This is a genomic window from Geomonas subterranea (genome assembly GCF_019063845.1).
GTDB lineage: Bacteria > Desulfobacterota > Desulfuromonadia > Geobacterales > Geobacteraceae > Geomonas > Geomonas subterranea.
Genome location: NZ_CP077683.1, coordinates 4,034,847 through 4,056,238, shown reverse-complemented (window position 1 = coordinate 4,056,238; position 21,392 = coordinate 4,034,847). Strand labels below are relative to the sequence as shown.

Annotated in this window: 18 protein-coding genes and 1 pseudogene; 9 read left to right on the top strand and 10 right to left on the bottom strand. The window is 64.0% G+C overall.

What is annotated here, in order from left to right:
* Positions 1-43: 43 nt before the first annotated feature.
* The 4 genes from KP001_RS17710 to KP001_RS17695 all read right to left on the bottom strand — a co-directional run bounded on the left by KP001_RS17710 (position 44) and on the right by KP001_RS17695 (position 2,605).
* Positions 44-1,243, bottom strand: a complete 1,200-nt coding sequence (locus tag KP001_RS17710) for a hypothetical protein (protein ID WP_217286881.1) — start codon at positions 1,241-1,243, stop codon at positions 44-46.
* Between the two features lie 63 nt (positions 1,244-1,306).
* Positions 1,307-1,732, bottom strand: coding sequence for a four-helix bundle copper-binding protein (locus tag KP001_RS17705; protein ID WP_217286880.1), 426 nt, complete (start codon positions 1,730-1,732; stop codon positions 1,307-1,309).
* 92 nt (positions 1,733-1,824) lie between these two features.
* Complete coding sequence (locus KP001_RS17700; RefSeq protein ID WP_217286879.1) at positions 1,825-2,373, bottom strand: MerR family transcriptional regulator; 549 nt, start codon at positions 2,371-2,373, stop codon at positions 1,825-1,827.
* A 49-nt stretch (positions 2,374-2,422) separates the two neighbouring features.
* Positions 2,423-2,605 (bottom strand): MerR family transcriptional regulator, encoded by a 183-nt coding sequence (locus KP001_RS17695; protein WP_216508749.1) that lies wholly within the window; start codon positions 2,603-2,605, stop codon positions 2,423-2,425.
* 333 nt (positions 2,606-2,938) lie between these two features.
* Here KP001_RS17695 and KP001_RS17690 point away from each other — a divergent pair.
* The 4 genes and pseudogenes from KP001_RS17690 to cowN all read left to right on the top strand — a co-directional run bounded on the left by KP001_RS17690 (position 2,939) and on the right by cowN (position 7,195).
* Positions 2,939-3,598, top strand: a pseudogene (locus KP001_RS17690) (DUF6448 family protein).
* A 168-nt stretch (positions 3,599-3,766) separates the two neighbouring features.
* The gene (locus KP001_RS17685) at positions 3,767-4,648 is read left to right on the top strand and encodes a DUF362 domain-containing protein (RefSeq protein WP_217286878.1); all 882 of its coding nucleotides are present in this window, start codon (positions 3,767-3,769) and stop codon (positions 4,646-4,648) included.
* On the top strand, positions 4,645-6,213 hold the full coding sequence (locus KP001_RS17680) for a 4Fe-4S binding protein (protein WP_217286877.1): 1,569 nt from the start codon (positions 4,645-4,647) through the stop codon (positions 6,211-6,213). Before KP001_RS17685 ends, KP001_RS17680 begins: the two co-directional genes overlap by 4 nt.
* Before the next feature lie 262 nt (positions 6,214-6,475).
* A complete protein-coding gene (gene cowN, locus KP001_RS22085; protein ID WP_239027816.1) occupies positions 6,476-7,195 on the top strand; it encodes a N(2)-fixation sustaining protein CowN in 720 nt (239 codons plus the stop codon).
* A gap of 117 nt (positions 7,196-7,312) precedes the next feature.
* Here the strand turns inward: cowN and KP001_RS17670 are convergent, their stop codons facing one another.
* The gene (locus KP001_RS17670) at positions 7,313-8,920 is read right to left on the bottom strand and encodes a methyl-accepting chemotaxis protein (protein ID WP_217286876.1); all 1,608 of its coding nucleotides are present in this window, start codon (positions 8,918-8,920) and stop codon (positions 7,313-7,315) included.
* Between the two features lie 457 nt (positions 8,921-9,377).
* Here KP001_RS17670 and ercA point away from each other — a divergent pair, with 457 nt between their 5' ends.
* Complete coding sequence (ercA, locus tag KP001_RS17665) at positions 9,378-10,538, top strand: alcohol dehydrogenase-like regulatory protein ErcA (protein WP_217286875.1); 1,161 nt, start codon at positions 9,378-9,380, stop codon at positions 10,536-10,538.
* Positions 10,522-12,633, top strand: a complete 2,112-nt coding sequence (locus tag KP001_RS17660; RefSeq protein ID WP_217286874.1) for a hybrid sensor histidine kinase/response regulator — start codon at positions 10,522-10,524, stop codon at positions 12,631-12,633. Before ercA ends, KP001_RS17660 begins: the two co-directional genes overlap by 17 nt.
* Positions 12,634-12,639: 6 nt before the next feature.
* Here the strand turns inward: KP001_RS17660 and KP001_RS17655 are convergent, their stop codons facing one another.
* From KP001_RS17655 to KP001_RS17645, 3 genes are all read right to left on the bottom strand, one after another.
* On the bottom strand, positions 12,640-13,719 hold the full coding sequence (locus KP001_RS17655) for a class I SAM-dependent methyltransferase (RefSeq protein WP_217286873.1): 1,080 nt from the start codon (positions 13,717-13,719) through the stop codon (positions 12,640-12,642).
* A 517-nt stretch (positions 13,720-14,236) separates the two neighbouring features.
* Entirely contained in the window at positions 14,237-14,998 is a 762-nt protein-coding gene (locus KP001_RS17650; RefSeq protein ID WP_217286872.1) for an outer membrane protein OmpK, read from the bottom strand.
* A 346-nt stretch (positions 14,999-15,344) separates the two neighbouring features.
* Entirely contained in the window at positions 15,345-15,704 is a 360-nt protein-coding gene (locus tag KP001_RS17645) for a CZB domain-containing protein (RefSeq protein ID WP_217286871.1), read from the bottom strand.
* 368 nt (positions 15,705-16,072) lie between these two features.
* On the opposite strand from KP001_RS17645, the gene KP001_RS17640 reads away from it, so the two are divergent.
* The 3 genes from KP001_RS17640 (at position 16,073) to KP001_RS17630 (ending at position 19,393) form a co-directional block, all read left to right on the top strand.
* Positions 16,073-17,665 carry an MFS transporter gene (locus KP001_RS17640; protein WP_239027815.1) on the top strand — a complete coding sequence of 531 codons (1,593 nt, stop codon included), beginning with the start codon at positions 16,073-16,075 and terminating at the stop codon, positions 17,663-17,665.
* 257 nt (positions 17,666-17,922) lie between these two features.
* Positions 17,923-18,822 (top strand): protoglobin domain-containing protein, encoded by a 900-nt coding sequence (locus KP001_RS17635; protein ID WP_217286870.1) that lies wholly within the window; start codon positions 17,923-17,925, stop codon positions 18,820-18,822.
* Positions 18,823-19,165: 343 nt separating this feature from the next.
* Positions 19,166-19,393, top strand: a complete 228-nt coding sequence (locus KP001_RS17630) for a hypothetical protein (protein ID WP_217286869.1) — start codon at positions 19,166-19,168, stop codon at positions 19,391-19,393.
* Positions 19,394-19,447: 54 nt separating this feature from the next.
* Here KP001_RS17630 and KP001_RS17625 read toward each other — a convergent pair whose 3' ends face one another.
* Both KP001_RS17625 and KP001_RS17620 read right to left on the bottom strand, forming a co-directional pair.
* Positions 19,448-20,680 (bottom strand): multidrug effflux MFS transporter, encoded by a 1,233-nt coding sequence (locus KP001_RS17625; protein ID WP_217286868.1) that lies wholly within the window; start codon positions 20,678-20,680, stop codon positions 19,448-19,450.
* A 60-nt stretch (positions 20,681-20,740) separates the two neighbouring features.
* Positions 20,741-21,175, bottom strand: a complete 435-nt coding sequence (locus KP001_RS17620; RefSeq protein ID WP_217286867.1) for a MarR family winged helix-turn-helix transcriptional regulator — start codon at positions 21,173-21,175, stop codon at positions 20,741-20,743.
* Positions 21,176-21,392 lie beyond the last annotated feature (217 nt).

Below are 21,392 nucleotides of genomic sequence, written 5' to 3'. Positions count from 1 at the left end.
CCCCCTTGTCCTGGTACCGGCGCTGGCGCGCCGGCACGCCTCGTCATCGCTCCGTCCTCTGCGCCACCCCTGAGACCTTCACCTCGATCACCAGGTCGTCGACCTGTGCGAATAGTTCAGAACCCGCACCCACCGGCCGCAGCAGTTCCACCGACCATTGCCCCTCGTTCACCGGCTTCCCCACGGGGCTCGCATTGAGGTGGGTCACCATGCCGCAGAACTCGGAGCGGCGCACAGAGCGCCGGTTTTCCACCCGTCCCAGGAGAATCTGGGGAAGTTCGCGCTGATCCACCTCGACCCGCTGGCCGGAGCGCAGATAATAGGCCGTCTCGGGAAGCCTCACCAGTGCCGACCACGGGACCCCGCCTGCCTCCCCCAGCAGCGATGCGCTCACCCCGCGGAAGCGGCAGTTCTCGAAGCCCTGGAAGATTTCCGTCGGGACCTGCAGCCGTACCGAGAAGCTGTCCCGTGCGTGCCGCAACTGCCCCCAGGCGTTGCGGTTCATGAGTGCGCGGACCGAAAAGGCGCGGGTGAAGGACTGCTCACTCTGTATGTAGAGTGCGAGCCACTCCAGCGCGTTCCTGGTCCAGACAATGTTGCTGGCGAGAGAGCTCCCAAGGGTTTCCGACCAGGAGCTGAGCGGGGACGCCACGTCGTATCCGAAGATGCGCCTCAACCCTTCCTCCGCCACCGCTACCCGGTTCAGCCCCTCCTCGTAGTCGCGGCACAGGCGCCTGAGCACCAGGTCGCGCTGCTCGTCGAGTGCCAGTGGCCCACCTGCGCCCGCGAGCTCCCTCCTGCGCCGGATAGACTCGCCGCGCAGTTCCAGCATGCTGGTAACCGAAACCGGCTCCTCTGCCTCGGCAGCCGCCCCGGGAGCCTCTGCCTCGGGTGCCGCCTCTGCCTCAGCCGCCCCCTCCGCCTCTTCGTGCGCCGCTTCTCCCTCAACCTTTTCCTGCTCCTCGGCGGCCGCCGTTTCCGGGGCAGGCTCCTCCGCCACCGGCTCCTCCCCTTCGACCCGGCGCCGGTCCAGTTCCAGCTCCTGCTCCTGCATCTCCAGATCGTGGCTGAGTTCCTGCCAGGCCCGGTCCAGCGCGGCATACTCCCTGAAGTCCGCGACGGCGCGCGTCAGCAGTCCCTCCGCCTGCTCCAGCAGCACCTCCACGTGGCGCGGATCAAAACGTGCGGCAAGCATTGCCGGATCCGGCCGATAGGCAACGACGTTACAGGCCAGCTTGCTCATGGGCAGCCTCCTGGTCTTGGCCCCAGTTCCAAACGGGGGCGGCCGCAGCCGCCCCCGCCACTGTTACAAAAAGGTGGTCCTGGCCCCCTCGGAGAGACGGGAAATCAGGTCCTGGCAGATCTTCTCGCAATTCTGGCAGCTGGACCTGCAGATGCGGCAATGCTGGTGCGTCTCCGAATGCACCTCGCACTCCTGCATGCAGAGACGGCAGGCGACGACGCAGCTCTCGAGCTGGGTTCTGAGCAGTTGGGGGACCGGGTCGGTCTGGCGGGAAAGCACGCGGGCGGTGGTCTGGCAGATATCGGCGCAGTCGAGGTTGAGCCGGATGCACTTGGTGAGGTTCTGCACCGATTGTTCGCCCAAGCAGGCATCGGCGCAGCTGGTGCAGACGTCGGCGCATTCTACGAGCGAGCTGATGCACTCGGTGATGGCGGTGACATCCATGGTGAGTTTCCTGGGATGGGCGGCGAACATTTCCGAAGTCTTCATGTCGTGTCTCCTTTGTTGTTGGTGGCCGGAAAAACAACTAGCACATTCTAACCACCAGCATGGAGATTTCAACGCGCAGCGGGCGGAAGTTGCTATCCCTCCCGGACCGCCCCCTCCTTTCCGCCGGCCGCCGACCACGCCCTGATGGCCTGCGCCTCCTGCTCCCCGATCCCCAGGCTGAGGAGGAAGGAGTGGTGCGCCTGGGGAGCCCGCCGCTCGAACTCGGCGTGCCACGTTTCCATGGCCTCGTCGTCCATGCCCGCGGCACGCAGCATCTCCACCCAGGTCTCCTTGTCCACGCTCTCCGGAAGTTCCCCCCCCGACTGCACCCGGAGCATCCGGGCCAGGAGGTGCTGCTGGGCCTGGAGGGCGCGGATCTGGTCGCCGATGACGGCAAGCCGCTTCCTGAGCACCGACTGTTCCCCTTCACCCGACGCCAGGAGCACCCGGGTCTCCTCGATGGAGAGCCCCGCCTTGCGGAAGGAGACGATGGCGGCCAGGCGCTCGAGGTCCCTCTCGGAATAGAGGCGGTAACCCGCGCCGCTGCGGCCGGACGGGGAGAGGAGCCCCTCCTGGTCGTAGTAAAGCAGCGTGCTGCGGGAGAGGCCGAACTTCGCGGCCAGTTGACTTACGCGGTACATGAATCCTCCTGCGAAGGAAGCGGCCCCGGGCGGACCCGGGGCCGCGAGGTCAGGCGTGATGCTTGCGGATAGCGGCGATGCGCTCGGCGGGAAGCCCCAGCCACTCAAGGAACTCCTGGTGCCCCTCCGGGTTCTCCCGCTCGAACAGACGGTGCCACTGCTCCATGGCCGCGTCGTCCAGCCCTATCGCCCGGAACCGGGCCGTCCACTCCTCCACTGTTACCTTGCTCATAGTCGTCTCTCCTTTGCTGTTAGTGGGTCATGGCCATGACAGCAGGAATACTAAACCGTGAAGCTGTAGACGGGTCAACAGAAATTTCCAGTACCACGTATCGATGGCCCTTTGCCATCCCTGTTTCTCGTCACAGGTGGTTGCTACCGGCGACGCCCCCCCTTTCCTCCCGGCCGGCCAGGATGGTGTGACGGGTTGTTTGACACACATGGATCCGGCATTACCCTTTCCGAGTGAATAAAAATGACGTTAGTCAAGGGATGTACAACTTTTGCGGCGTACCGTGAGTGAGGTGGTTCAGCACCGCCAATCAAAGATGACGAGGAGATAGCAATGAGCGTAGCGAATGTGAAATCAGCCTTTTGGGCCGTGACAGCGGCCGCCTTCCTTTACCTGGCCGTTCCCCACAGCGCATCGGCGCACTGCGACACCCTGGACGGGCCGGTGATCCAGGATGCAAGGAAGGCCATCGCAGCCAAAGACGTGACGCCGGTTCTCAAGTGGGTGAAAACGAAGGACGAGAAAGTCGTGCGCGCTGCCTTCAAGGAGGTCATTTCGGCGCGCCCGGGAGCGAAAGAGGCGGCCGAACACAAATTTTTCGGTGCCCTGGTCAAGGTGCACCGCGCCGGTGAAGGGGCCCCCTTCACCGGGCTCTAGCCGGCGGGGAGCGTGGAACCGGCCATCGCCGAGGCGGACAAGGCGCTGGCCGGCGGCTCCGCGGACGCACTGGTCAAGCTCGTCACCGATGACGTGGCGGCAGGGATCCGCACGCGCTACCAGAGAGCCGCCGCTGCCTACCAGCACAAGGACGAGAGCGTGGCCCAGGGGCGTGAGTTCGTCGAGGCCTACGTCGACTACACCCATTACGTCGAGCGGCTGCACCAGGACGCCGCCGGTCACGCCGGACACGGCGAACCGGGGGGGCACGCTCCGGAGAAGCATGGCAAGAAGGTGCGGCACGACGGACACCGCGGAGAGCACGGACAGAAGTAACGCCGCGTGCCAGCAACCTTTCTCATTATTGCCCGGCGCAGCCACACGCCGGGCATCGTTTTTTCGCGGCCGGTGCCGCGGTTTTGCCGCGCCGAATTGAATTAACCGCAATCCCTCATATAATGAGACCTGGCGCTGGAGCGCTCACACCTTTGCCGGGAGGTCTCCATGGAAAGACGGCAGTTCATCAAGGTACTGGGCCTGTCATCCCTTTTCCTGCACGGCTGGCTGCGCGACCTGTTCGCCGCGCAAGGCCCCGTGGTCGCCGTCGCACAAGGTACGGACCACGCGGGCATCACGCGCAAGGCGCTTTCGGCGCTCGGCGGGATGCAGCGCTTCGTGAAGCCGGGGCAGACCGTGGTGGTGAAGCCGAACATCGGCTGGGACCGCACGCCCGAGTACGCCGCCACCACCAATCCCGTCGTGGTCAGGACACTGGTCGAGGAGTGCCTGAAGGCGGGCGCGAAAAAGGTGAAGGTATTCGACCGCACCTGCAACGACCCGCGGCGCTGCTACGCCTCCAGCGGCATCGAAGCGGCACTCAAGGGGATGAAGAACGTCGAGGTGAAGCACCTCGAGGAGGAGCGCTTCAAGAATGTCGCGTTGAACGGCAAGGTGCTCAAGGAGTGGGAACTCTACGGCGAGGCGGTCTCCGCCGACGTCTACATCAACGTCCCGGTCGCAAAACACCACGGCCTGAGCCGCCTGACCCTCGGCATGAAGAACGTGATGGGGATCATGGGGGGCAACCGCGGCTCCATCCACAAGAACATCGACCAGGCGCTCGCCGACGTGAACGCGGCGTTTCGTCCTCACCTCACCCTCATCGACGCAACCAGGATCCTCACCGCCCACGGCCCGCAAGGGGGGAACCTCGCCGACGTGAAGGTCCTGAACCAGGTGATCGCCTCGACCGACATCGTCGCCGCCGACGCCTACGCCACCACCCTCTTCGGGCTGAAACCCGCCGACATCGCCGTAACCCGTGCCGCCTACCGGCGCGGCCTGGGGGAGATGAACCTGGACCGGATGAGGATCGTCCGGGTGTGAAGAAGGTGACCACCCCCCGCATCTCGCAGCTCTTGTTCCTCGCCCTGTTCCTGGTCCTGTTCCTGGCGACCGAGTACCGGGGGAGCGACCGCATCGTCGCCGCCGTGAACGGCTTCTTCCGCGCCAACCCTCTCACCGCCGCCAGCACCATGCTGGCGGCGAGAAGCTATCTCCCGCTGCTCCTTCCCGGCCTGATCGTGCTCGTTGCCGCCCTGTTCCTGGGGAGGTTCTTCTGCGGCTGGATCTGCCCCTTGGGGACCATCCTCGACCTCGTCACCGGCAGGATCCGCAAGGTCGGGGCGATCCGTGCGCTCACCGGCCGCGCCAAGTACTGGCTCCTCCTTCCGCTGTTATCCTCCTCGCTGCTCGGGGTGAACCTGGCCGGCCTCCTCGACCCCATAGCGCTCCTCCTGCGCGCCCTCACCTTCTTCTTCCATCCCCTTTTCGGGGACACGGTGCGCGGCGGCTGGCGCTCCCTGTACGGCCTCATGGGGGAGCGGCGCGACCTCCTCGACCCCGGCTACCGCCTGCTGCGCGATTACCTCCTCCCCTTCCGGGAAACCCTCTACCCGCTCGCCTTTTTCTCCGCGCTCCTGTTCGTGCTCATCCTGTTCCTGGAAAGGTACGAAAGGCGGGCATGGTGCCGCCGCCTCTGCCCGCTGGGGACGCTGCTCGGACTGGTCTCCCGCCTGGGTCCGCTGCGCCGGACCCCCGCGAAGCTCTGCGCCGACTGCCGGGCCTGCCGTGAGCGCTGCCCCACCTCCTTCGACCAGGAGCTCCTGCAGACGGAGGAGTGCATCCTCTGCATGGAGTGCGCCCTGCACTGCCCGTCGCGGCGGGTCCGCTTCCGGTTTGCCGGGCCGCGGCCGCAGGTCGGGCCGGTAATGGAGCGGCGCGTGTTTCTCGGGGGGGTCGTGGGTGGGGTGGTGCTGGCCAGGGGTTTCCGCTTCCGGGATCCTGCCGCGCAGGCAAAGCTCTTGCGGCCGCCGGGGGTGCGCGACGAGGACGAGTTCCTGAAGAAGTGCGTGCGCTGCGGCGAGTGCATGAAGGTCTGCCTGAGAAGCGCGCTCTACCCCGCCTTCTTCCAGGCCGGCGCGGAAGGGCTCTACACACCACTACTGCTGCCGCGCCTTGGCTACTGCGAGTACAACTGCACCCTCTGCGGCCAGGTCTGCCCCACCGGGGCCATCCCCGATCTCCCCAGGGAGGAGAAGCAGCGCCAGGTGATCGGCAAGGCGGCGTTCGACAAGAACCACTGCCTCCCCTTCGCCAAGAGGATCGACTGCATCGTCTGCGAGGAACATTGCCCCATCCCGGGAAAGGCGATCCGGTCCGAGAGGGTCGAGCTGACCGGCTTCGACGGCGTAAAGAGAACCGTGCAGCAGCCCTACGTGGTGGATGAACTATGCAACGGCTGCGGCATCTGCGAGAACGTCTGTCCGCTCGAGGGAAAGGCCGCCATCGAGGTGTTCCGGGTGAAAGACCGGACGCCGCTCACCCCCTCCTCCCCGGCGGCGCCTCCCCCCGGGGATTCCTATACCGACCCTTACGCCGGCAATTCGTAGCCCCCTCTCTCTCGCTCTCCTGCCCTTTCACCCTCTTCCCCTCTCGGCTCCCGCGCCCCTTCCCATCCTTCCCATCACTACGCCGCAGCCAGCGTTGTCGGGTTTCGATGTTGCACGGTAAATCCCCTCCTCCCCTCCCGTCAAGGGAGGGGGAGATGACAACAGTGTGCCGCAGCTGGTCCGGGAGTTGCAACCTCAGCTTACGCCGCGCAGGCACCGGCATACCGGCGCCAGCGAAAACAGCGACCAAGGAGAGACTGGTATGGCGACAGCCGGAATGGGAGACACCATCACCATCAGCTACATCGGGACCCTCGATGACGGCACCATTTTCCACAGCACCGAGGCGGCAGGCCCGCTGACGGTCACTTTGGGGGCGGGGGAGCTCTTCCCGGCGCTGGAGAATGCCATCGTCGGGATGAGGCCCGCCGAGACGAGGAACATATCTCTCAGCGCCGGGGAAGCCTACGGGCCGCGCCTCAAGGAGAACGTCATTCGCGTCGCCCGCGGCTCCTTCCCTGCCGAAAAAGAGATCAAGCCCGGCCAAAAACTGGGCATCGAGTTCGCCGGGGGCGCGGCGCGGGTGATGCTGGTGACGGCGGTGACCGCTGAGGCGGTGACCCTAGACGCCAACCACCCGCTTGCGGGGTGCAACCTGACCTTCGCCCTACGCCTGGACCAGATAGCAGGCAAACCGGACCGCTACGTCTCCTTCGCCGAGATAGAGGGTGACAAGAACTCGCAAGAGCTGATCACGCTGCTGCGCCGGCACATCGACGACCCGGAGAAGAGCAACCCGTTCTGGGAGAAGTTCAAGGAGAAGCTCGCGCGGGTCGGACAGCCCGCCGGCAACGGCGGGCGCTGCCTGGATGAACTGTTCCTGGTCCACTCCTACATCAACAACATACGGGAACTGTTCGAGGAGTACGGTGACGAGGCGGCCCTGAATCTTCTGGATCAAGTGGAGAGGGAGAGCTGCTGAAGGGTGGCGCGGCTGGCCTGCAGGGGGAAGTTTGGCGCTCTTGTGGCGCCGCTGTTCAAAGAGAGCGGCACTTTTCCGCACCGCTCTCTTTGCCTGGTGACCTCATACCGGCCGTGGCTATACCCGGAACTGCCCCACCATCTGCTGCAACTCTTCTGCGTTTCCGTGCAGTTGGTGAGCCGCCTCGGCGGATTCGTGGGCACCAGAGGCGGTCTGTTGTACGATCCTTGTGATCTGCTGCATGCTGCCGGAAATCTCTTCGGTCGTCGCCGTCTGCTCTTCGGCAGCCGTGGCCACCTGGTCCACCTGCATGGCCACGTCATGCACCTGATCGAGTATGGCGCGCAACGCCTCGCCCGACCGGGTGGCCTCTGCCGTCCCCGCCGTCACCTGCTCGACGCCCCGCTCCATCACCGCGACCGCGTCCCGCGTTTCCTTCTGGATCGCCTTGATCATTTCGTCGATTTCGCGGGTGGCACGCGTGGTGCGCTCCGCAAGGGCCCGCACCTCGTCGGCGACCACGGCAAACCCTCTCCCCTGCTCGCCGGCACGGGCCGCTTCGATAGCCGCATTCAACGCGAGCAGGTTGGTCTGGTCGGCTATCTCGTCAATGGTGACGATAATGGCGCCGATCTGGTCGGAGCGTTCCCCGAGACTCGCGACCACCTGGGCACTTTCCCGTACCTTCGCCGCGATGTCCGCCATGACCGTCACGGTCCGTTCCACCACCTGGGCTCCGTCCTGCGCCGCAGCCGTGGCGAGATTGGCGCCTTCGGAAGCCCTCTGGCAGTTCTGGGAGATGTCACCGGAGGTGGCCGACATTTCCTCGCCCGCAGTTGCCACCGTCGTTGATTGCTGTGCCACCTCCTCCGCTGCAGCGGCTATTTTCTCCGAGCTGGAACTGAGCCGGCCCGACTCTGCCACCACCTGCTGCGAATTCTCGGAGATCTGCCGCACCATGCCTTGCAGCTTTTGCACGAAGTCGTTGAAATCCTCGGCCGTTCTAGCGAGTTCGTCCTGGCTGTTGATAACGGCCCGGCAGGTCAGGTCACCCGCGCTCACCGAAGTGAGCAGCTCGCGCATTGCGTTCACTGATCCCATGATCGCCCGAAGCAGCATGATGCCCAAAGCGGCCTGCAGCAGGGCACCCGCAAGGCCTATGATGACCGCGCCGGTGAGGGCCCTTTTTCGCTCCGCATCGAAGTCCCCGTCAGCCTGCCGCATCTCCTTGACCAGAGAGCCGGTCACCGTGTCCATCTCCGTCTCGATCTTGCCCACCTGCAGGTCTATCTCGCTGTCCAGCTGTTTAATTTGCATATTATTGTCGCCCGGCGCCTTCAGTAGCGGCAGCATCTTCTCCTCGAAGCTCCGGATTACGCTGCCGGTGGCTTCCTGCACCTCTGCCACGAGCCTTTTCTCCTCTGCGGTATCTGCCTTCGCGGCGGCATCCCCCAGGGATTTAAGCACCTCCCCCTTCCTGGCCTGCCAGTCCTTCGAGACCTGTTCCAGATTCCCGTTTATCTCGGCATCCGCTATGATCCGGTACAGCGCGAGCCCTCCCATGGAGGCTTCTTTGACCAGGAGGGCAGCGTCGGAGCGCTGGGCGCCCTCATCCTGCATGCTGCCCAGGGTGGCAATGGCACGGAATTCCAGGGTAACGATGAAGGCGATGGTGATCAGCATTACCAGCAGGTTGGCGATGATCTTGGCCCGTATGGTTGCCATTCACGTCTCCTTTGACTCTTTGTGGCAGCATGGTTCCAACTATTCCTATTCGGTAGCACGAGGCTTGTGATGCATGGGCAGAAACGAACTACCAGCTTCGTTGTTTCCCGTATAAAAAGAGCAGTGGGGGTCACGACGCCTTTACCTTCTCCACAAGATGTTCCTTAAAACGCCCTCACTGCCTGCGCCCACTTCCTGATTTTCTCACTGCACGTGGATGCTTATGAAAACTGCTGTCGGCAGCAGTCTCACAGTTGCCCACCGGCAACATGGATATTCGCAGACACAACTTTGCGGTAAAGTTTTTCCGGGTACTGCCGATTAAAGAGCACTAAACATAGACGGCTTGTCCGTGGCAATTAAACAAAAATACTGCTACACTACGAAAGTTGCCGGTTTGATTGCTGTCCTTGGCAGTCCATGATTGAGGGGATTCAGTTCGATCGGGAGATGGGAGATGGCGGAAGGTTTGCAGCTAAGAAAATTTCTTGCCCCGGAATTCATCTTCGGCGCGGGGGCCAGGGAGCTGGCCGGGCGCTACGCCAAGAACCTCGGCGGCCGCAAGGTCCTGGTGGTCTCGGACCCGGGCGTGGTAAAGGCGGGATGGACCAAGGATGTCACCGACAGCCTGGACGCCGCCGGCGTCTCCTGGGTCCTCTTCACCGCGCTGACGCCCAACCCCAAGGCGGACGAGGTCATGGCCGGCGTCGCCGTGTACCAGGCGGAGCACTGCGACGCGCTGGTGGCGGTGGGCGGCGGCAGCCCCATCGACTGCGCCAAGGGAATCGGCATCGTCACCTCCAACCACAAGCACATCCTCGAATTCGAGGGGGTCGACATGGTCAAGGCCCCCATGCCCCCCCTCATCTGCATCCCGACCACCGGCGGCACATCCGCCGACGTCTCCCAGTTCACCATCATCAGCAACCCGCGCGAGAGGGTGAAGATCGCCATCATCAGCAAGTCCGTGGTCCCCGACATAGCGCTCATCGACCCGGTCACCCTGATCACCATGGATCCCTACCTGACCGCCTGCACCGGGCTGGACGCCATGACCCACGCCATCGAGGCCTTCGTATCCACCGCCAGTTCCACGATGACCGATCTGCACGCCCTGGAGGCCCTGAGGCTTTTGTCGGTGAACCTGGTCCCGAGCATCCGCGACCTCCAAAACGAGGAACTGCGCAGCAACGTGATGATGGGAAGCCTGCAGGCCGGCCTCGCCTTCTCCAACGCCATCCTCGGCGCCAACCACGCCATGGCCCATAGCCTTGGGGGCGCCCTGGACCTGGCCCATGGCGAATGCAACGCTATCCTCCTGGATCACGTCATCGAATTCAACTTCGACTCGGCCCCGGAGCGCTTCGAGCAGATCGCGCAGGCCCTCGGGCTCGACCTGCGCGGCCTCACCCTGCCCCAGAAGAAACAGCGCCTCCTCGACCACGTCCGCACGCTCAAGGCGGAAGCCGGCGTGGGACGGACCCTGGCCGAGGTCGGGGTGGGACGGGACGACCTGGCGCTTTACAGCGAGCACGCGCTGAAGGATCCCTGCATGGCCACCAACCCGCGCCGCGCCTCCAAGAGGGACGTCGAGGTCGTCTATGAAGAATCCCTCTGACCCCCGTTCCCCTGACAGCTCCGATGTCCCCAACGAGCCTGCCGGCGCCGGTGACTCCTCCGGGTCCGGCGGCTCTCCCGAATCTCCCGAATCTCCCGAATCTCCCCCTGAGCAGGACGCGCTGGAAGCGCTGCAGCGCAAGCTCGCAGGCCTTGGCGAAACCTCCATGCGCAAGACCTACTACCCCGAGCTGCAGCAGCGCCTGGAGGAGCTGGAACGTCTCAAGGCGTTCCTTGATCACAGTAACGACGCCATCTTCCTGGTGGAGGTGCTGACCGGGAGGATCGTCGACCTCAACGAATCCGCTAGCCGGCAGCTCGGCTGGAGCCGTGACGAACTGCTGGAAAAATCCCTTTTCGACCTCTCCGACCTGCATGAGGATCCCGCCGCCGCCTCCCTGATCCGCTCCGCCGTCGGGGAGGAGGAGGTGCGCGACCTGATCGTCACCGAGCTGCACCGGCACGACGGCGGGAGCTTTTGGGCCGAGTTGACGCTGAACCGGATGCACTTCAGGGACCGGACCTACGTCCTCGCCGTGGCGCGCGACATCACGCAGCGGCGTGCGGTCGAGGAGGCGCTGCGGCAAAGCGAGGAGTTCCTCAAGAACATCGTCGATCACATCCCGGCCATGGTCTTCGCCAAGGACGCCCAGCAGCTGCGCTTCATCACCATCAACAAGTACGGCGAGGAGCTGCTCGGGTTCACCAGGAAGGAAATCCTCGGCAAGAGCAACGCCGAGCTGTTCCCCCCCGGGCAGGCCGAGTTCTTCAGCGAGAAGGACCGTGAAACTCTGGAACGAGGGCAACTGGTGGATATCCCCGAGGAGGTCGTCACCACCCCGGCCGGCGACCGGATCCTGCGCACCAAGAAGATCCCGCTGCTGGACGACCAGGGGAAGGCGCGCTACCTGCTGGGAATCGCCGAAGACATAACCGAGCGCAGGCAGCTCGAGGAGAAGCTGGTTCAATCCCAGAAGATGGAGGCCATCGGACAGCTGGCAGGGGGGGTGGCCCACGACTTCAACAACATCCTCATGGTGATCCTCGGGTACGGTAGCATGTTGCGAAACGACGCCACGCTGTCTGGGCCGCACCGCGAGCAGGTCGACCGCATCATGGACGCCGCCGACAAGGCGGCGCAGCTCACCTCGGGGCTGCTCACCTTCAGTCGCAAGCAGGTGATCAAGACCCAGACCGCCGACCTGAACGAGGTGATCCGGCACGTGCAGAAGTTCCTCTCCCGCATCATCGGCGAGGACGTGCAGCTAAGGGCGGCGTTCGCGCCGCACCCCCTTCCGGTGGACATCGACGCCAACCAGATCGAGCAGGTCCTCGTCAACCTCTCCACCAACGCGCGCGACGCCATGCCGCGCGGGGGGCTCCTCACCATAGAGACCTCGCTGCAGCGGGTGGACGCGGGGTTCGTGCAGGCCAACGCCATCGGCGAGCCCGGCCCCTACGCGATGATCTCCATTTCGGACAGCGGCGTCGGGATGGACGAGGCCACCAGGAAACGGATCTTCGAGCCGTTTTTCACCACCAAGGAGGTGGGGAAGGGAACCGGCCTCGGCATGTCTATCGTCTACGGGATCATCAAGCAGCACTCCGGCTTCGTCAACGTCTACAGCGAACCGGGCATCGGCACCACGTTCAGGATCTACCTGCCGCTCAGCGTGACGAGCCCCCTCGCCGAGGAGGCCCTGAGGGAGGTGGAAAAGCCAAAGGGGGGGTGCGAGACCATCATGGTGGTGGAGGACGAGGCGGACCTGCGCGTCCTTTTGGAGCAGATCCTCACCGGCGCGGGGTACCGGGTCATCATGGCCGAAAACGGCGCGGTGGCCGTCGAGCAGTACGCCCGGCACGGCAGGGAGATCTCCCTGGTGCTCATGGACATGATCATGCCCGGCATGAGCGGCAAGGACACCTGCCAGGCGATCCGGCAGCTCGACCCGAACGCGCGGGTGCTCTACACCAGCGGCTATACCATGGACATCATCAAGAGCAGGGATCTCATCGAGGAGGGAACCGAACTGCTCATGAAGCCGGTACGTCCGCTGGAGCTTTTGAAAAAGGTCAGGGAGATGCTCGACGCGTAAGGGGCGTCAGCCGCGGCTGCGCATGAGGAAGAGGCGGTCGGCGTAACTGCCGGCCTTGGCGAGTTCATCGGGGGCAAGGGATGCCGCCGGGACGGGGTTGCGGAAGCGGCGCAGGAAGCGGCGCCCGGCACCGTCCAGGGCGGCATTTTCGTGTCCCAGCCGCCCCGGGATGCGCAGCGTCCCCAAGCGCCAGGGGGCGAGCGCCGGCGCCAGGCAGGGGTTCAGCCGGAACCCCCCCTCCCGCTGGCACGGCCCCTTGGTGTCGCGCCCCAGGTAGAGCACGAAGTTCCCGGGCGCACGCTTCTCCTGTTCGAGTGACCGGATTCTCGCGATCTCCCGTTCCGGCTCAGGGAGGGCGCCGCGGTGGGCGAAACGCAGCGGGGTCAGGCCGCTCGCCGCGATCAGGTCGAGGAAGGCGTCGATGCGGTAGCTGGTCACCTGCGGATGGAGCAGCGCATCGGCGAGCCCCGAGCGGCTGGCGACCTCGCCGGAGCTCTCGAAGAACCCCCTGAGGCGTGACTCCTTCCCGCTTTTCGCCACCATCCTCCGCACCTGTTCCGGCTCCCGCACCTTCAAAAGCTTCAGCGCCCGGCGGATCGAATCCTCCTCCCGGCGCGCGTAGTGGCTATAGACCATGATCCTCAGTATCCCCCCCTCCCCGAGCCGCGCCGCCAGCGCCCGGAGCCCCTCCCCGGGGTCGGCCAGGTGGTGCAGCACCCCGTAGGCGTCGATCATCCCGAAAGGCCCCGGCGCCAGGTCCGGGTCGCAAAGGTCCCCCGGCACGAAATCGACGCCGGAGATGCCGTGCAGCAGGCAGTGCAGGCGTGCCCGGTTGAGGCTCTTACGCGACAGGTCGAGCGCGACGATCGAGGTCGCCGGGTTGGCCAGCGCGAAGGGATAGGGGGCGAAGCTGCCGCAGCCGGCGATGAGGATGCGCCGCGACTCCGGTGGCGGGAGCTCCCCGTTGAAGAGCGCCCAGAGGGCGTCCAGGTTGTTGGCGTAGGTATCGCTGCGGCGCACCGAGGCGAAGAGGGGGTAGTCCGGGTAGGGGTAGAGCTCGTAGTGTTGGCGGACGCTTTCGGGCATGAGGGACACTCTAGCGTGCGAGCGCCGGGTTGGCAAGGCTTCCAATGAGAAATCCGAATAGCGCCGAAGGACGACGCTTTGGGGACATTCCCCCCGAATTCCTGGATGAACCTTCGTAAAGGGGGAAACGTAGCCGCCTCCCAATCTCCCCCTCCCTTGACGGGAGGGGGCCGGGGGGGTGGGTGAAAATGCCATGAGCGCACATGTGGCAGCTACCCCAACCCCCTAACCCCCTCCCGCAAGGGGAGGGGGACGCCGCTCTCCCCTTGTCTGAATCACCTTTACGAAGGGGGCAGGAGGGATTTGCCTCTTTCCAACCAAAAGCAAGTCCCCCTAAATCCCCCTTTGCGAAAGGGGGACTTCCCAGATTGCCGGCGCTTATATGCATAGAAAAGGGGCCGTCGACATCCCGGCCCCTTCCCGTTTTTTTTTGTTATTCGCGGCCGCGCCGCGTATCGCCACGCCGTCGGGCGGTCAATTTGTCAGTTACCCACCGTCAATTGACCGCTTTTTTCCGCTACATCACGAACTTGATCATTGCCTGCGGTGCGAACTCGTTCACGCCCTTGACGCCGTACTTGTTGTGCCAGTAGATCACCTCGGTGCCGACGAATACGCTGCCGGGGGCGTCCCAGAACTTGCCGAGATCCATAAGCAGGCGGGGCTGCGCGTCGATGTTGAAGGAAAGGTCTCCCTCGCTGCCGGCGATATCGGTGAAGCCTTCAAAGATCATGTCGGCCTTGCCCACGGTGAAGGGGAGCTGCCAGCAGGGGGTCACCTGGTAGGTGCTGCCAGCCTGTTTCGGGTCGTTGCGCACGTAGACGTTGAGGTCGGCGAAGTTGAACTTCGGCAGGTTGAGGCTCAGCCCGACGCCGTAAAGGTAGTTGCGAAAGCCCTGCCCCACCTCGAGCGTACCCGCCAAAAGGACGTCCTTGACCAACGGCGCGGAGAGGTCGCGGCCGGTGATCTTGCCGAGGGAGAGCCTCGGGGAAAGCTCGCCGTAAATGGCGGCGTTTTCCCTGTCGGGGTTGGTGACGTCGAAGAAAAGGAAGTTATCGCCGTATTTCCAGCCGTTAGCATGCTCGATGGTGATGGTGGACTGGGTGCTGTTTTCCTGGAGCTTGAACTTGCCACCCCACAGGTACTGGAGGTTGGTCTGGTTCCAGAGGGTCATGCCGGCTTGCGCTTCCTGGGCGGCGCAAGGCGCCAGGAAAAGGGCGGTGAGGGCCAGGGTTTTGAAGCCGGTGGACAGGACGCTACGGATCGATCTCTTCTTCAAGGTGCTCTCCTTTTGTGGTACATGCTGACTACCTGGCGGTAGCTGAAAATGCACTTCAGGGGATTCGCCACCGGCAACGGCCGTAAGAACGGGCGCAGCGACGCCATCACGGGCAGCGGCGGGCCGGGACCGTTTGGGTCGACAGGGGGACTCTTTTGGGGAAAGTCGCAGGCTGGGGGGTGGTTTCTCTGCTAAAGGGGGATAAAGCGCAGGAGACGAACCGCTGCGCCCTTGCGGGCGCCACTCACCTTGTCAAACGTTTCCGCTTCAAAAGCGGCGTAAAGCTAGCACGTTTTTCGGCGCAGTTCACCTTTTTTTGATCTAATTAAACAGAATATAAAATTGGTCAGACCAGATCTCTCCATCTCATCAACGTCTCCACCAGCCTGTTGGAGGCATGGTGGAATTCGCCGTCGTAATCCATCATCTTGCGGGCCTCCTCGGTGTTGCCCTCGGCCGCAAGCCCCGCGACCTTGCAGGCGACCTCGTGGAAGTTGCCGTGGAGCTGCCGGACCTGCTTGTAAAAGTACGAGGAGCGGTGCCGGGACGAAACGGCGGCATCAAAGAACCACTTGCCGAACTGGCAATCCGTCTCGGTGCAGGGGCCTTTGTGATCTTCCAGCTGCCCCTTGCTGATCAAGTCATTGAGCTTGAACCTGTACATGGCATGTTCGCTGATAGCGTTGTTGATCTCTTGCTTTTCCATTGCCGTGTCCTTTCAATGATTTTATTGAGGTCAGCCTCAGGTATTCCCTTGATTGCCTCTTATCCAAGGGCGAGACAATTAGCGAGCAATAACCGTTCCAACATGAGATAGAGCGTGCGTCACAAATCACGCTCCCCCCCGTAACACATTTCCTACTGTAATCATTAGCAAAACAGGAAATACCGGTTCGGAAGGGTCCGCACAAGGTTAACACCGGCCAATAAGCTCATTAAGGCTGCGTGAAGATCTGGGGTAATTGGCGCAGATTCGCGCCGGACTGGGTTACCACTCCCCACCGCCGGCCACATTGATCTTGCAAAGATCCTTTCGCTATGGCAACGTTGGGGCCCTCAGAGGAGGTGCCCCCCATGAAACGACGACAACCAATCCTTGCAGGTGCCGGCGACGTCAACGCCTTTTTCGGGCTCATGCTGGACAACATGTCCGGCCTGGTGATCATGGCCGGGATCCTGACCGGCGTCTTCGGGATGCCGCGCGACCTGGTGCTGTCCCGGATGCTCCCCGGCAGCGCCGTGGGCGTTCTTTTCGGCGACCTGCTCTACTCGTGGCTGGCGTTGCGCCTGGCGCGCCGCACCGGGCGCAACGACGTTACCGCGATGCCGCTTGGGCTGGACACCCCCTCGACCTTCGGGATGGCCTTCGGCGTGCTCGGCCCCTGCTTCCTCGCCACCAGGGACGCGCACCTGACCTGGCAGGTCGGGATGGCGACCATCGTTCTCATGGGGGTGTTCAAGGTTGCCGTTTCCTTCTGCGGCCCCGCCCTGAGAAGGAACATCCCCCGCGCGGGGCTCCTGGGAAGCATCGCCGCCGTCGCCCTCCTTTTGATCGCCTACCTCCCGTTTCTGAAACTCTTTTCCTCCCCGGTGGTCGGTTTTCTCTCGCTGGGGATCGTCTTCATCTCGCTTCTGGCCAGATTCCGGCTCCCGCTGCGCCTCCCCGGCGCACTGGCCGGCATCGTCAGCGGGACCATCGCCTATTACCTCCTGGGGAGCCTGGGACTGCTCCCGGGGGGCGCCCACGCCCTGCTCCCTGTGCCGCAGCCGGCCCTTTACCTCCCCCTGCCGACCCTGGAATTCCTCGCCGGGGTGCCGCGGGCGCTCTCCTACCTCCCGCTCGCCATCCCGTTCGCGCTCGCCACGGTGGTCGGCGGGGTGGACGTGACCGAGAGCGCCGCGGTGGCGGGAGACGATTACGACACCCGGGACATCCTGCTCGTGGAGGGGTTTGCGACGCTGGTGGCCGGACTGTGCGGTGGGGTGATGCAGTCCTGCCCCTACATCGGCCATCCCGCCTACAAGGACATGGGGGGACGCGCCGGCTACACCGTCGCCACCGCGCTCTTCATCGGCTTCGCCGCCATTTCCGGCTATCTCTCCTTCTTCGTGGGGCTCCTCCCCGAGGCCGCCGTCGCCCCGATCCTTATCTTCATCGGCATCGAGATCACGGCGCAGGCCTTCGAAGCCACTCCCGAGCGGCACTACCGGGCGGTGGCCATCTCCTTCATCCCGGTGATCGCCTGCCTCACCACCATCGAGTTCGGGCAGATGCTGGGCGGCCTGGGCAAGAGTGCCGCCGATCTCACCGGGGAGCTGCTGGCGACCTGGCAGGCGACCATCATCCTCGGCAACGGCTTCATCGTCACCTCGCTCCTCTGGGGCGCCGCCTTCGCCAACGTGCTGGACCACCGCCCCGGCAAGGCGGCGGTCTACCTCCTTTTCTGCTCGGCGCTGTCACTGTGCGGCATCATCCACTCTCCGCTCCCCTCGGGCGCCATGTTCTCCCCCCTGGCCCCGCCCCAGCCCATCGTGTGGCACCTGGCCGCGGGGTACGCCGTCATGGCCCTCTCCTTCTGGCTCCTCGCCCTTTTCGGCTCTACCCACACCGCACACGAGCCTATCCTCCTCCCCCCGGAGGGGGGAAGCCCTGAGGGGGGGCTCTGAAACCACCGTCGCCTGAATGACCGCCCCTCCTTATCCCCCCCTTGCAGACTCCAGCGCTGACGCGCACGACGCCCCCAAGGAGAGCGCGCAGGGAAATATTTTCCCGCAATTGCGGGACAGGCGCCCTCTAGTCGCGGCATCCGCCACGTATACATCCCTGGCAAACCATGTCGTGTGTGCTAGCATTGAATGTCCCTTCGGTTAGAGGACAACGATTCACTGTCCAGAATTCGTATTACTGTCTCAGGAGAACCTCAATGCTTACCATGCAGGAAATAAAGAACCACTATTACTTCGCGGAAGCGGATGCGGAACTGCTCAAAGAGCTTTTTCCGCTGGCCCAAAAGAACAGCGAAGCCATGGTAGAGGAGTTCTACACCTACCTTTTGAAGATCCCCGAAACCGCAGCTTTCCTGCGCGACCCCAAGGACCTGGCGCGCCTGAAAAAGACCCACACCGAGTGGTTCCTTTCCCTGTTTTGCGGTCACTACGACAACGAGTACATGCTCACCCTGCAGTCGATAGGGCAGGCGCACGTCCGCATCAAGGTGAGCGCCCACTACGTGAACGCCGCCATGAACGTGGTGCGCCGTTTCCTGATCGAGATGCTGCAGGCGAACTTCCCGGACATCTCGGTGCGGCGCAAGTACCGCATCGCGGTGGAGAAGATCCTCGACATCAACCTCGACATCATGAGCACCTCCTACCAGGAGGAGGAACTGCGCAGGGTGTTCGTGTCGCACAAGCTCGAGTCCCAGCTGATCCACGCGGCCGAGCGCTTCACCTACGGCCTGAACCTCATCCTGGTGATCGCCCTCGCCGGCGTCTCCCTTTCCGTGGTGAGCCTCTTCTTCTGGGACCTGGTGCACATCTTCCGGGGCGACTTCGAGAAGGGGATCCTGTCCGCGCTCGGCTCCCTCCTGATCCTGTGGATGATGATCGAGTTGATGGACAACGAGATCAAGACCCTGAAGGGGGGGAAATTCAACATCCTCATCTTCATCGGCGTGATCATCGTCGCCCTGATCCGCGAGATCCTGATCTCCACCCTGCGCCACGACGCCCTGGAGACCCAGGCCTTTCTGGCCGGCACCCTCCTGATCCTGGGGATCGTCTACTACCTGGTGGCCAGGAGCCAGCACAACGGCGCCCACTGAACCTGTGGTTCAGGACGGTTTCCCTGCAGGCGATATGAAAAAAAAGGCGTCCCGGAAACGGGACGCCCTTTTTATTTACTTCACGACCGGGCCTGCGACGGGGTCAATTCCCCCTCAATGCCCCTTTGCGAAACGGGGACGCGAGGTCGCCGGCAGCGCTTGCGGGGCAACAACAGCCTGCCCCGAAGTTGTTCGATGAACAGTCGCTTTCACTCCCCCCCTCCCTTGACGGGAGGGGGACGGGGGTGGGTGAAGCCGCAAGCACCTCCGCGCAAATCAATAAACAAAATCCCAGTCCTGCCGATACGGGTACCAGCAACGGAAGCAGCACCTGGAGTCTTTGATGCACATCTATCGTCTCATCGAGTTACGTGAAATCCAGCCCCCGGCACTCACCCCCCTGTTCTACGGGCGCTACCTCGCCGAGGTGCGCGCGGACGGAACCCTTTTCTGCGACAACCACCAGTTCGCCATCGACAGCGCCACCCCGCCCAGCCCCGGTACCAAGGTCATGATCTGGTGTAGCAGGGACTACTACTGCTGCCCGACCGAAGAGTTCAAGACCAACTAGATCCTCTCCCCGATGCGTCGCCGTGCGCGCCCCGGCCTGCGCGGGAAGCGGAGGTCAGTGCTGCGCCTTGCTCCGCCCCGCCCCCACTACGGCGATGAAGCCGAGCGTGCCGCAAAGCGCCATGGTGCCGGTCATGGGGAGGGCGGTGCCGTTGTGGAAGGCCCCTACCAGCGCGCCCCCCGAGGCGCCCAGGAGATACTGGATGGTCCCCAAAAGGGCCGACGCGCTTCCCGCCGCCTTGTCAAAGGGTGCCAGGGCGAGCGCCGTGATGTTGGGGTAGAGAAGACCCGTCATGCAGAGCGAGGCGAAGATGAGGAGCATCTGCAGCGGAAATCCGCCGAAACCGGTCGCCGTGGCGGCGATGAGCAGTATCCCCGCCGCGCCCGCCACCATGAACGCGCTGCGGGCGATGGCACCGGGGGAGAAACGGCGCAAAAGCCGGCGGTTCAGCTGGGACGCACCGATGAGGCCACAGGCGTTGACGCCGAAGAAGACGCCGAAGAACTGCGGCGAGAGGCCGTGCAGCTCGATGAAGACGAAGGGGGCGCCCGAGATGTAGGAGAAGTTGACGCCGGCCACGCACCCGAGGGCGACGGCGTAGCGCAGGTAGTGACGGTTTTTCAAGAGGTGCCAGTACACCTTGGTCATGTCCGAGGCGCTGCGCCGGACCCGCCGCTCCACCGGGAGCGACTCGGGAAGCGCGACCGCCGCCGCGATCAGCGAGGCGAGGCCGAACACGCCGAGAAAGATGAAGATCCCCCTCCAGCCGCTGACCAGCAGCAGCTGCCCCCCAGCCACCGGCGCCAGGATCGGCGCGAGCCCCATGACCAGCATGAGCAGTGAGAACATCCTCGCCGCCTCGGCCGTGTCGTAAAGGTCCCGCACCACCGCCCGCGAAATCACCATGCCGGCCCCGCCGCCAAGGGCCATCACCACCCGCCACCACAAAAGTCCGCTTCCCGAATGCACCATGGCGCAGCCGATGGTCGCGGCGACGTAGAGGGAGAGCCCCAGCAGCAGCGGCCGGCGCCTCCCCCAGCGGTCCGCGAGCGGCCCGTAGAAGAGCTGCCCCGCCGCCGATCCGAACAAAAAGGCGGATACCGACAGCTGCACCGTGCTGAGCGGCACCTTGAGGTCGCGGGCCATCTGCGGGAAGGCGGGGAGGTACATGTCGATGGACATGGCGCTGAACCCGGTCAGGGCGCCGAGGATGAGGACGAAGACGGTCAGCTGGCGCCGGGTCATCTCGGTGGGGTGGATCGTTGGTGCGGCTTTGGCGAAACCCATTGCGGAAAACCTCGCTTACGCTGGAAAGTTGCCTTATACAACTATCCAGACAAAAAAAAACTACTTCAAGTTGCTGCAGGCGCGGCGCAGCACATCGCGGCAGACCTCGAGCTCCGCCGGGTCGATCCCCTGCTGCGCCTCTTCCAATATCCCCCGCGCCAGCGCGGTGGCCCGGTCCATCAGCTCCTTGCCCCGGTCGGTCAGGTACAGGAGCCGCTCGCGCGCGTCGCTTGGGCTCGGGAGCCGCGCGATCAGGCCGCGCCCTTCCAGCCCGGCGGCCAGGCGCGCCATGGTGGTCTTGTCCTTGGCCGTCTTCTCGGCCAGCATCCCCTGGGGGAGTCCGTTCGAGTCCCAGAGCTGCACCAGCAGCGAATACTGTTCCGAGGTGATCGGCATCTCGTTTTGCACCAGCACGGCGTTGAAGCGCCTGAGCACCATCCTGGAGAAACGGGAGGCGAGGTGCCCCAGCGACTTGTCCAATTTGTATTCGGTCATGGCATCCATATAGTTGCATCATACAACTTAAAGTCGGGGTCCGTCAAGGCCGTTTAACGGCTCACGGTTATCACGCCGTTGGAGAATTTAGTGGAAAGATGGCCCTTGCTCCCCCTCCCCTTGCGGGAGGGGCTCGGGGGTGGGGTAAGGTTCATCCGGCTGCGCCTCAGGACGGTTTGGCCATTCCACGTTGAATCGTCGCGCGAATTCAGCATGC